At 44.5% G+C, this 10851-nt stretch carries 11 protein-coding genes; 7 read left to right on the top strand and 4 right to left on the bottom strand.

Annotated elements, in window-relative coordinates; genetic code table 11:
• Positions 1–74: 74 nt before the first annotated feature.
• The 3 genes from ompW to ACED25_RS15675 all read left to right on the top strand — a co-directional run bounded on the left by ompW (position 75) and on the right by ACED25_RS15675 (position 3854).
• Positions 75–722: an outer membrane protein OmpW gene (gene ompW, locus ACED25_RS15665; protein ID WP_012601085.1), complete on the top strand. Its 648-nt coding sequence runs from the start codon at positions 75–77 to the stop codon at positions 720–722.
• A gap of 212 nt (positions 723–934) precedes the next feature.
• Positions 935–1867 (top strand): TAXI family TRAP transporter solute-binding subunit, encoded by a 933-nt coding sequence (locus ACED25_RS15670; RefSeq protein ID WP_017102057.1) that lies wholly within the window; start codon positions 935–937, stop codon positions 1865–1867.
• Positions 1868–1940: 73 nt separating this feature from the next.
• Positions 1941–3854: a TRAP transporter fused permease subunit gene (locus tag ACED25_RS15675; protein WP_017103532.1), complete on the top strand. Its 1914-nt coding sequence runs from the start codon at positions 1941–1943 to the stop codon at positions 3852–3854.
• 111 nt (positions 3855–3965) lie between these two features.
• On the opposite strand, the gene ACED25_RS15680 is transcribed toward ACED25_RS15675, so the two are convergent.
• A complete protein-coding gene (locus ACED25_RS15680; RefSeq protein WP_009846263.1) occupies positions 3966–4685 on the bottom strand; it encodes an SDR family oxidoreductase in 720 nt (239 codons plus the stop codon).
• A 227-nt stretch (positions 4686–4912) separates the two neighbouring features.
• Between ACED25_RS15680 and ACED25_RS15685 the strand changes: the two genes are divergently transcribed.
• Positions 4913–5818 (top strand): LysR family transcriptional regulator, encoded by a 906-nt coding sequence (locus ACED25_RS15685; protein ID WP_004733015.1) that lies wholly within the window; start codon positions 4913–4915, stop codon positions 5816–5818.
• Between the two features lie 47 nt (positions 5819–5865).
• Here ACED25_RS15685 and ACED25_RS15690 read toward each other — a convergent pair whose 3' ends face one another.
• Complete coding sequence (locus tag ACED25_RS15690; protein WP_004733017.1) at positions 5866–6204, bottom strand: helix-turn-helix domain-containing protein; 339 nt, start codon at positions 6202–6204, stop codon at positions 5866–5868.
• Positions 6205–6309: 105 nt separating this feature from the next.
• Here ACED25_RS15690 and ACED25_RS15695 point away from each other — a divergent pair, with 105 nt between their 5' ends.
• Positions 6310–7077 carry an SDR family NAD(P)-dependent oxidoreductase gene (locus ACED25_RS15695; protein ID WP_061025935.1) on the top strand — a complete coding sequence of 256 codons (768 nt, stop codon included), beginning with the start codon at positions 6310–6312 and terminating at the stop codon, positions 7075–7077.
• A 133-nt stretch (positions 7078–7210) separates the two neighbouring features.
• Positions 7211–7864, top strand: a complete 654-nt coding sequence (locus ACED25_RS15700) for a cupin domain-containing protein (RefSeq protein WP_371695625.1) — start codon at positions 7211–7213, stop codon at positions 7862–7864.
• A 77-nt stretch (positions 7865–7941) separates the two neighbouring features.
• Here ACED25_RS15700 and ACED25_RS15705 read toward each other — a convergent pair whose 3' ends face one another.
• Positions 7942–8580: an NAD(P)-dependent oxidoreductase gene (locus tag ACED25_RS15705; protein ID WP_371695626.1), complete on the bottom strand. Its 639-nt coding sequence runs from the start codon at positions 8578–8580 to the stop codon at positions 7942–7944.
• A gap of 154 nt (positions 8581–8734) precedes the next feature.
• Between ACED25_RS15705 and ACED25_RS15710 the strand changes: the two genes are divergently transcribed.
• On the top strand, positions 8735–9631 hold the full coding sequence (locus tag ACED25_RS15710; RefSeq protein WP_371695627.1) for a LysR substrate-binding domain-containing protein: 897 nt from the start codon (positions 8735–8737) through the stop codon (positions 9629–9631).
• A gap of 146 nt (positions 9632–9777) precedes the next feature.
• On the opposite strand, the gene ACED25_RS15715 is transcribed toward ACED25_RS15710, so the two are convergent.
• Positions 9778–10626: a hypothetical protein gene (locus ACED25_RS15715; protein WP_371695629.1), complete on the bottom strand. Its 849-nt coding sequence runs from the start codon at positions 10624–10626 to the stop codon at positions 9778–9780.
• Positions 10627–10851 lie beyond the last annotated feature (225 nt).

Below are 10851 nucleotides of genomic sequence, written 5' to 3' on the forward strand. Positions count from 1 at the left end.
TGCTACCTTGCACGCAAAATAAGAAATGATTACTCATTCACCAATAACGATTAAGCTCTCAAAAGGAAATTATAATGAAAAAAACAGTATGTGGTATTGCGGTTGTTGCGGCTCTTATGTCAACTAGTGCTTTTGCTCATAAAGAAGGTGATTTCATCATCCGTGCTGGTGCCGCAATAGTGTCTCCTAACGATAGCAGTGGAGATGTTTTGGAGACATCGGGTTCAAAATTTGGTGTGGATTCAAACACCCAACTTGGATTGACATTTGGCTACATGTTTACAGACAACATCAGTCTCGAGATTCTTGCAGCGACGCCGTTCTCCCATACAATTTCTACAAACCATGGTGGTTTAGGTGATATCGCCGAGACAAAACATTTACCACCAACGTTGATGGTTCAGTACTACTTCGGCGAAGCAAACAGCAAGTTCCGTCCTTACGTAGGTGCTGGTATTAACTACACCGTATTCTTTGACGAAGAGCTCAATGGTGCGGCTAAAGATGCTGGTTTAAGTGACTTGTCCCTTGATGATTCGTGGGGACTGGCTGCGAATGTTGGCATGGATTACATGATCAACGACGACTGGTTTTTAAACGCATCCGTCTGGTACGCAGACATCGATACTACAGCCAAGTACAAGGCTGGTGGGAAACAGTACTCAACAGACGTTGATATTGATCCATGGGTATTCATGATTGGTGGTGGTTACAACTTCTAATCAACATCTTTAGTTTGTTAAAAGCGCTCAAGCACCAGCCAGCTTGGGCGCTTTTTTATTGATAAGTGATCAATTTAACACTTGCTTCACAATTGCATAGTATTTAATTGCACAATATTCGATCGCATGTAATGTTTGAACGGCTCAAAAAACGAACAGAAAATAAAGCCTGTAGTTAGGTGTATATCTAATTACGGTTAATAATCAAGGAGATGATTGTGCTTAAACGTAACTTATTAGTAGCTTTACTCGCGATTCTGCCTACGATGGCAAGTGCAGAAAACTATTCAATCGGTACAGGCGGTCAAAGTGGTATCTATTACCCATTTGGTGGCGCATTAGCTAAAGTCTGGTCTGAAAACGTACCGGATGTGAATGCAAAAGCAGAAGTGACAGCAGCGTCAGTCGAGAACACCATCAAGGTTGTACGTGGCGATATGATCGCCGGGATTGCAATGGGTAACGTGGTTCTGGATGCCTACAATGGCGAAGGTAAATTTCCTAAGAAAATGCCAGTGAAAACGCTGTTTGCTCTATATCCAAATCTAGTTCATACCATCACTCTTAAAAACTCTGGTATTGATTCATTATCGCAACTCAAAGGTAAACGTGTTTCCCTTGGGGCCCCTGCTAGTGGTACGGCAGTAACATCTGCAGCACTACTTGAGTCGATGGGTATTGATGTGAAAAAAGATATTGATGCGGTTTACCTTAATTACTCAGAAACCACTAATGCTTTGGCGAATGGTCAAATCGATGTGGGTTTCATTGTTGGTGGTCAAGGTGTTGGCGCTGTAACACAGATTGCGTTAACTCACGACGTTAAGGTGATTTCTATCTCTGAAGAAGAGAGTGCTAACTTCATGAGACAATATCCAGCCTACAGTGCTTACGACATTCCAGCAGGTGTTTACAATAAGGTTGATCCAGTATCGACACTTAGTGTGTGGAACGTATTGGTGGTTAATGCCAACATGAGTGATGACATGGCTTACAATCTGACTAAAGCCGCTTTTGAGAACATCGGTGATATTCGTAAAGTCGTGAAAATGGCTGAAATGACCACACCAGAGAATGCTTCTCGACTGCAAGGCGTACCGATTCATGCTGGTGCTCAGAAGTACCTAGATTCGGTAAGCAAGTAACATCTCTACCTCAGGGCAAGTGAAATCTCACTTGCCCTTTTTATCAATTCGTTCTTATCCAGCAGGCATTAATATGGATATTACCCCTGATAATCAAAATGCGTCACCCCAACTATTACCCTATGAAAAACTCGTGAAAACAATGGGCTATTTGACTTTAGTTGTTGCAGTAGCACTGTCGGCTTTTCAGATATGGCAAGGCGTGAGTTCAACGATCTCGGCAACCTATTTTAGACCCATCCACTTGTGTTGGGTATTGGTATTGATCTTCCTTCACTTTCCATTGATCTCTAACCGAAAGAACAAGCTCTTTATTGTGGGCAAGCTGATCGATGTGATCTTGTGTGCCGTGGTGGTGTTTGCTGGCTACCGTTTATGGATATTCGATTATAACGACATCAATCATCTGTTTTATGGCCTTCAATTTGCTGACATGTTTGCTGGTAGTGCTTTGTTGGTACTGCTGCTAGAAGGATGCCGACGTACTGTTGGTTGGGTGATGGTGTTAATCGCAGTGTTGTTCCTTGCGTATAGCGCGTTCGGTGACATGCTGCCAAGTGGTTTTTCTATTAAGGCTTACACGCTACAAGAGCTGATTCAGTTCCAGATTTACTCCGCTAATGGTGTATTTGGTTCTGCGTTAGGGATCGCCGCGACAACGGTATTCATCTTTGTGTTGTTTGGTGCATTTCTAGAGGTGACCGGAGCCGGTAAATTCTTTATTGATCTCGCATTCTCAATCGCCGGTAAATACCGTGGCGGCCCTGCGAAAGCCGCGGTATTGGCATCGGCAGGTTTGGGTTCTATTTCTGGTTCTGCGATAGCGAATACGGTGACCACAGGCTCAATTACGATCCCTATGATGAAGAAGCTCGGTTATAAACCAGAGCAAGCCGCAGGTATTGAAGCTGCCGCCTCTACGGGTGGGCAAATTATGCCACCAATTATGGGGGCTGGTGCGTTCGTGATGGCGCAGTTTACTGGTGTGCCTTACAGCGAAATCATGATCGCATCGATTGCTCCTGCTATTTTATACTTTTTCTGTACTTTGCTTTACGTTCATCTAATGGCGTGCAAGTTGAACCTCAAAGCTGTAAGCAGAACAGAAGCCGTGATTTCGGTGATGAAAGATGGCGCTCACCACCTGATTCCGTTGATCTTGATAACGGCACTCTTAATGATGGCTTACTCACCGTTGCTAGTTGGTGTTGCGGGTTGCAGTGCAATTCTACTAACCGCGGCGCTGCGTAAACACAGTCGAATCGGATTGAAGAAATTCATTGAAGGGATGAAAAATGGTGCACTGATGGCGTTGCCGATTTCTGCAGCGTGTGGTGCGGCGGGCATTATTGTTGGTGTGGTAGGGCAAACAGGAATCGGTTTGCAGTTTACTCAGTTTGTGATGGACTTCTCTGGTGGCTACATGCTTATTGCATTGGGCTTAATCAGTTTAGTGGCTTTAATTTTGGGTATGGGCTTACCTGTAACAGCGGCGTATATTGTGTTGGCGGTTATGGCTGTACCAATGCTAAGCGATTTTGGCTTACCATTGTTAACTGCTCACCTTATCGTATTTTGGCTGTCTCAAACCTCGAACGTAACGCCACCTATAGCCTTGGCTGCTTTTGCTGGGGCTGGTGTAGCGAATGCTAACCCAATGAAATCTTCGGTAGAAGCGTTCAAGTTGGCGGGTGGTCTGTTCATCATCCCAATTATGATGGCATACACAAGCCTTGTGAATCCTGACGACGGAATGCCAGCGTTGCTTTTGTCAATCGTCCAGACGCTGACTATTATTGTCGCGATAGCGATCGCAATTGAAGGGTATTTGATTCGTTCACTGAGCATGGTTGAGCGCTTAGCAGCATTACTTGCCATTCCACTATTGTTACTCAATCCATTCGGGCTAGGACCTTTGGGGATTGTAATTATTGTCGCACTGATTGTGATTCAATGGCGTGGTCGAGAGGTCGCAAAACAAACCTAGTGTTTATCGAGTTCGGACAAAAGAAAAAAGGGACCTTTACTATGTATAGTAAAAGTCCCTTTCTCTATACGTCAATTAAACAAAGACGTTACGTAAGTTAATCACTGAAACTTACGGTTGTTGCTTAGTTGGTGCTAGAGCAATCTCACGGATACATACATTCTGTGGTTGTTGGTAAGCGTACGATACCGCGCGAGCAATATCGTCAGCAGCCAGTACGCCGCCCATGTCTTCTTTCCAAGAATCGTAACCGTCTTTGATTTCTTGAGATGTTGTGTGAGACAGAAGTTCAGTTTCTACAGCACCCGGTGCGATAGTGGTAACACGAACATTTGAAGCTGCTACTTCTTCACGAACGTTCTCAGAGATAGCGTGTACCGCGAATTTAGTACCACAGTAAGCCGCGTGGCTTGGGAATGTTTTCTTACCCGCAATTGAGCTGATGTTGATGATAGTACCTGTATTGCGTTCCATCATTGGAGCAAGTACAGATTGCATGCCGTTTAGAAGACCAATCACGTTCACGTCGAACATTGTCTTCCACTCTTGAGCATCTTGAGTATCAATTTGACCAAGAAGCATTGCACCAGCGTTGTTGATAAGCGCGTCTACAGGGCCAAATTTCGCTTCACCTTGTGCGATTGCTGCATCAAAAGACGCTTTGTCTGTTACGTCTACTTTCACAGATAGAGAGTTTGGTAAGTTAAGCGCTTCAAGGCGGTCAACACGACGAGCTAAAAGTAGAAGAGGGTGACCTTCATCGCTTAGACGACGAGCGATTGCTTCACCAATACCAGAGCTTGCACCTGTAATTACGATTAGTTTTTTCATTTTATTTCCTCTGTACTTTTATTGCGTCGGTTGGCTACGACGTATTGTTTAAGGGCATTCGAATCAAGTGCTTGTTGCCTTGCTTCGTTGCGATGGAGGTATATTAAGGAAAATAGCATTGTTGATATATAGCGCTTTACTTGAAACACTGTTGCTGTAGTGCAACAATAAATGTGTGCACTTTATTACTTCATCACTTTTTAAATCTCACAACTAAGCTGGCGACCATGCTCAATCAAATTAACCTGTCTGATATTCGTTCTTTCGTGCTTATCGCTCGTTTAGGTAACTTCACCAAAGCGGCGGAGGAGCTTGATGTGTCGCGCTCCCACGTGTCGCGCCAAGTAAGTAGTTTAGAAAAGCAGATGGGTGTGACACTGTTTATCCGTACTACTCGAACCTTAAGACTGACGCATGCGGGGCAAGATCTGTACGCGAGATGTGAACAAGCCTTAGATAATATAGACCAAGCCTTGATTGCTGCTGTCGACGATGTCGAAGAAGTACGTGGCGACATAAAAGTAAACTGTGTTGGCGGTTATTTGGGTGAGGTGATCATCGCGGATCTAGTCAATGAGTTTATGCAGCTCTACCCAGACATCAGCATCAGCCTTGATTTCAGTAGTAACCGAGTCGATTTGATTGAAGATGCCTTTGATATCGCTTTTCGTATGGGGAGCTTAGAAGATGCGGGCTTTATCGCTAGAAAGCTATTAGACATCGAGATGGGAACGCTCGCGAGCCCTGAGTATTTCGCTCGTAAAGGAAAGCCAAGTCATCCTAAAGATCTGATCCACCATGACTGCTTAACGGGATCTGTGCGTAAGTGGAGCTTTCAAGCGCTAGATGACACCAAGAAAACGGTCGATGTGCATGTGACGGGCAGACTGCAATGTAAAAATGGCCGAGTGTTGGTGCAGGGCGCGAAGTCGGGCAACGGAATTATTCGTGTACCAACCATCTATTGCTTACAAGAACTCAACGACGGGCAATTGCTGCAAGTGTTTGAAGAATGGGTGGTGCCTAAGGTCGACTTTTCAGCGATCTACCATCGAGACCGCTATCAACCAAGTCGAATTAGAACCTTTATTGATTTTGTGAAAGGCCGTTTTGAGCAAATGCCAGTCAGCTAAATAGTGCGTGCTGTCCATTATTTGGAATAGAGCGGATTAGCGTGGGCTTACATCTCGTCGATTTCGTTTTGTAGGTTTTCCAGCTGGTCTAGAATCAACAAAAACTTCTCGCCGAACGGAGTCACTTGGTATTCAACTCTTGGTGGCAGTTCGTTGAACATTTGCTTATCTAAAATCCCAAATTCTACATTTCGCTTCAAACATTCATTCAATACCTTGGTCGATAACCCTTCGACCGAGCGCACCATTTCACCAGGGCGATTAATGCCATTTGCGAGCAATTGGTAGACCGTTAGCGACCATTTACAGCCGTAGATGGTTTCTACCATGCGAGCTGAGCGCTCTGGTGCTGATTTTCTTGAAAAAAAGTTTTCCTGATTTTTCATAAAGATGTACCAATAAGTACCTACCTAACCGATTTGTACTTACTATTCATAGTGTTAGTTCAAGGCCTAAGATTACCACGTTCACATGACTTAGGAGATAACAAAATGAACTTCACTAAAAATGGTATTGCAGTAGTAATCGGTGGCACGAGCGGTATGGGCTTTGAAACAGCGAAGCAGTTAGTCGCTCAAAACATCCATGTGTTGGTTGTCGGCAATAACCCAACTAAGTTAGATAAAGCGGTGTCAGAACTTCAATCACTAGGCCACGCTTCTGGTTGGCAAGCTAACCTTTATGATGATGCGAGTGTGTCTCGCCTTATTGCGCATTTAGAGTCGCTCGAAGAAGGTATTGGTTACCTTGTTAATGCTGCAGGTTACTTCAACCCTAAAGCGTTTATTGAGCACCAAGAATCTGATTACGAGCAATACATGCAGCTTAATAAAGCAACCTTCTTCATCACTCAAGCGATAAGTAAATTGATGATCAAGAACGGCGGTGGCAGTGTGGTTAACGTTGGTTCTATGTGGGGTAAGCAAGCAATCAAAGCGACGCCATCTTCTGCCTATTCAATGGCTAAAGCTGGCCTGCACGCATTAACACAACACATGGCAATGGAACTGGCTGAGCATAACATTCGTGTGAATGCGGTTTCCCCGGCTGTGGTTAAAACACCGATTTACGAATCTTTCATCAAACCTGAAGATGTGGATCAAGCGTTAGAAGGTTTCAACGCATTCCATCCGATTGGTCGAGTTGGTTTGCCGAAAGACATCGCCAATAGCATCTCTTTCTTACTGTCAGACAGTGCTGATTGGGTCACGGGTGCAATCTGGGATGTTGATGGCGGTGTGATCGCTGGCCGCAATTAATTAGGCTTCTTTTCAGGAGGCTGTCGCGTAGGCAAATAGCAGCGAGATGGCCTCCTTGATGAGTATTCGCGTAGAATAGAAACGAAAAGACAACAATAATAATTAAAACGATAACAAGAGTAAGGTCGCCATTATGTTCAACATGGACTTTTTAAAGAGACTGGTTATAGAAACCGAGACATTAGATTGGATCGCGAGCCCTGCCAAAGGGGTATGGCGTAAGCCGCTAGAAAGAGAAGATAAAGAGTCGGGCCACACAACCAGTGTTGTGAAGTACGATCCTGAATCTTCGTTTTCTGAGCACCCGCACCCACAAGGCGAAGAAATCTTCGTGTTAGACGGTGTGTTCTCAGATGAAACTGGAGATTTCCCTGCCGGTACTTATATCCGTAATCCCCCGGGCAGTGCGCATTCTCCATCAAGCAAAAATGGCTGCATGATCTTGGTGAAGCTCAACCAGTTTGATGCGAGAGACTTAACTCAAGTGCGCATTAATACTCTAGAAACGGAATGGCTTCCGGGCATCGGTGGCTTACAAGTGATGCCGCTGCATGGTTTTGAGCACGAAAATGTGGCCTTGGTGAAATGGCCCGTTGGTGAGCGCTTTCAGCCACACCGTCATTTTGGTGGTGAAGAGATCTTTGTGTTGTCAGGCACTTTTAAAGATGAACATGGCGTGTATCCAAAACACACTTGGATGCGTAGCCCTCATATGAGCGAGCATTTCCCTTATGTGGAAGAAGAGACGGTTATCCTAGTGAAAACGGGTCATTTGCCATTGGATTAAAGGAATGCTCAATATAAAGATGAGAAAGCCGCATTGTTTTGAACAAGCGGCTTTTTTAGTTTTTATATATGAGCTGACTAGTAAGCGACACCAATACGTTGGCGTGGGAACTTGCCAGCTTCGAGCTCATCAATCATCGCGATAGCGTAGTCGCTGACGGATATTTTGCTGTTGCCATCTTCGTCAGTGAGCAGTTGATCACCACCTGTGCGGTAGGTTGATAGCTTATCGCCCGGGAAGATTTCCGCAGCAGGGCTCACGAATGTCCAGTTAACCTTGTCATTAGATTGTTTGAACACTTCAAGGGCTTCTCCTTGTGCTAGCGCTTCGTTTTTGTAGTCCGCAGGGAAGTCAGGAACGGTAACTAACGGTACGTTTGGCGCCACTTCTAATGAGCCTGCACCTCCCACCCAAAGTAGACGTTCGATGCCAATGCTTGGCAATGTATCAAGCAACTTAGCTGCTGTGTTTATTACGATGTCGTGATTGCCTAGAGCGCGTCCACCAATCGAAGCAATTACCGCATCAACGCCTGAGAAAGCGGTCGCTAGACTTGCCGCTTCATCTTGTAAATCAAATGAACGAACTTCAACATCGCTGATTTCTACGCGGCTTGCATCTCTTACAACAGCAACAACTTCGTGTCCGCGAAATTGAGCTTCTTGAGCGATGTGGCTACCAATCCAACCTGATGCGCCTAATACTGCAATTTTCATAATGTCTCTCCAATTATCTAATTTATTGAGTCTGTTTCTCGACAGCCATTGCAGTCTAATAGCTCACTAGGTTGCAATAAATATCGTAAAATGATGTAGATTGTATCTATATAGTTATCTAATAAGCTTGGTTAAGTCGGTAAGGGAGAGTGGGATGGACAGGTTGAAGGCGATGCGTAGCTTTGTTGAAGTCGCAAATTGCGCCAGTTTTACTCAAGCAGCAGAGCATTTGGACATGAGCCGTTTACAGGTTTCACGGCATGTCCAAGAGATCGAAGGGTGGTTAAAGCAGAGGCTATTACACAGAACGACTCGTAAGGTAAGTTTGACGACAGCAGGGGAGATTGCGCTACAACGTTGCGAAAAAATACTCCATGAAACGGCGGAGCTAGAAGTCACTGCACTTAATCAAACCGATGCTCTTTCCGGAACCATTCGAATAGCAGCCCCAATTGGCTTGACTCAGCACATGTTGTTGGATGTGGTTGAACAGTTCACAGAGCTTCATCCCAGTATCACAGCAGAGCTTTTTGCTTCTGACCATTTTGCTCAGCTGGTGGACGACAGAATCGATATTGCGCTGCGCTATACCGATCAACCTGACGATAGTTTGATTGCTCGAAAGCTAATGGAAATTGATTCGGTGGTGTGTGCCTCACAAGACTACCTAGACAAACACGGTGAACCTGAAACGGTTGAAGCGCTTAGACAACACAATTGTTTTCGTCATTTGAGTGTTTCTAAGTGGGATTTTGTTAAGGATAACCAACATTATTCGGTTGAGGTGTCGGGGACTATTAAGGCCAACGATGTTGGGGTGTTAGCTCGCGCCGCACAGCATGGCAAAGGGGTTGTTCGATTACCTTGTGATTTAGCGAATCCGTTGATTGCTGAAGGGAAGCTGAAACGAATTTTGGATGATTTTGTTTCACCGAGTAGTGTGCTTTGGGCGGTGTACTTGTCTCGCAGTTATCAGCTGCCTGTTGTTCGTCAGTTCATTGATTTTGCGGCAGAAGCTTGGTCTAGCGATATCAAATCTGGAGACGTTTAAGCTTACATCGCTCATAACTTGTCTCGTCCTAAAATAGAACCAAATAAATATATAAGCCCATAAATACAAAAATCCGATATCAAAGGTGATATCGGATTTGAACTCAATAATTCAGAGTTCCAGCACGCTCTCCTCTCACGAAGTCTTTACATGTAATGATGTACGGATAATCGGGTATTTATCACCTTATCGCTGATGCTAGGTAAAGGCTGATACAAGCTTTTGGTAATGTCTGATAATACTTGGTCGTAGACTTGCGATACCACAGTAGAGATATCACTGGTTAACTCGTACATGCTATCTGCTGGCTGGGTCGCTTTAGTACTTGATGCGATCTCGGTAAGTGCATGCATCGCACGTGTACAAATGGGTGACCCACTGCTGATAGGGCAGATAATCGATAATTGGTTGAGTTTGCGGTGTGTCTGAGATGCGTAGAATTTGAATCTCGCATACTCCTCAGGCTTCTCCATATCAGGTATACACATTCTCAGCTTGGTCAAGATCTCCATGCAGTCTAAGATCTGTTGCCAATTCATGTGGTATTCACTACTCATGTCTTCTCGCTCAGACTGGATCAGCCAGATGATCATCACTTCATCCATCAAGAACATGCTGTGGCGAATTGTTTTGCCATGAATCGATTGGTTACGCACCAAGCTGCGGTTTTGCCAGTCGCTGTGCATGGCAATGAGCTTAAGGTGATAGATGCGATACATAGGGCGACTATCAAACGAAACATGAGATTGAAGCAATTCAGAGACCTCAAGTATGTTGTCGTAAATCTCGTTCACTTTACGAATCGAGTCGCTAGACAATTTATACGCCAGAGCGTAATGCGTTGCAGCGCGATGTTTACGTGATAGCAACAATAACTGTCTGAGTAGAACTAAGGTTTCAAACCGGTGTGATAGCGCTGTTTGTCTCTTCTTTGAGAAATGAAACAGCGCTGCAAGTACTAATAGGGATAAACCCACTGAAATAACGACCAACATATTCAACTCCTAATATCTTAATACCTACTTAGTGGTAGTTCACGATTTGTGCCAAAATTGATAAACATTATATTTCAACGACTTATATTTTAAGCCCGCTTGTGGATGACCAATACTGGTGCATCACCTCACCATTCGAGTGAGTGCGATAGAAGAGGTTAGAGGTTTTTATAGTTTCTAGACTTTGCTATGGCTGAAGCACAAATAGCTACAATCTGGCTAACC

Origin of the sequence: Vibrio sp. 1F263, from assembly GCF_041439035.1 — a bacterium.
Lineage (GTDB): Bacteria > Pseudomonadota > Gammaproteobacteria > Enterobacterales > Vibrionaceae > Vibrio > Vibrio tasmaniensis_A.

Bases quoted from the DNA above. Each gene is read 5' to 3' on its own strand.
- ACED25_RS15700 (WP_371695625.1), top strand. From the start codon at position 7,211: ATGTTCAACATGGACTTTTTAAAGAGACTGGTTATAGAAACCGAGACA.
- ACED25_RS15685 (WP_004733015.1), top strand. From the start codon at position 4,913: ATGCTCAATCAAATTAACCTGTCTGATATTCGTTCTTTCGTGCTTATC.
- ACED25_RS15680 (WP_009846263.1), bottom strand. From the start codon at position 4,685: ATGAAAAAACTAATCGTAATTACAGGTGCAAGCTCTGGTATTGGTGAA.
- ACED25_RS15695 (WP_061025935.1), top strand. From the start codon at position 6,310: ATGAACTTCACTAAAAATGGTATTGCAGTAGTAATCGGTGGCACGAGC.
- ACED25_RS15705 (WP_371695626.1), bottom strand. From the start codon at position 8,580: ATGAAAATTGCAGTATTAGGCGCATCAGGTTGGATTGGTAGCCACATC.
- ompW (WP_012601085.1), top strand. From the start codon at position 75: ATGAAAAAAACAGTATGTGGTATTGCGGTTGTTGCGGCTCTTATGTCA.
- ACED25_RS15675 (WP_017103532.1), top strand. From the start codon at position 1,941: ATGGATATTACCCCTGATAATCAAAATGCGTCACCCCAACTATTACCC.
- ACED25_RS15710 (WP_371695627.1), top strand. From the start codon at position 8,735: ATGGACAGGTTGAAGGCGATGCGTAGCTTTGTTGAAGTCGCAAATTGC.
- ACED25_RS15690 (WP_004733017.1), bottom strand. From the start codon at position 6,204: ATGAAAAATCAGGAAAACTTTTTTTCAAGAAAATCAGCACCAGAGCGC.
- ACED25_RS15715 (WP_371695629.1), bottom strand. From the start codon at position 10,626: ATGTTGGTCGTTATTTCAGTGGGTTTATCCCTATTAGTACTTGCAGCG.
- ACED25_RS15670 (WP_017102057.1), top strand. From the start codon at position 935: ATGATTGTGCTTAAACGTAACTTATTAGTAGCTTTACTCGCGATTCTG.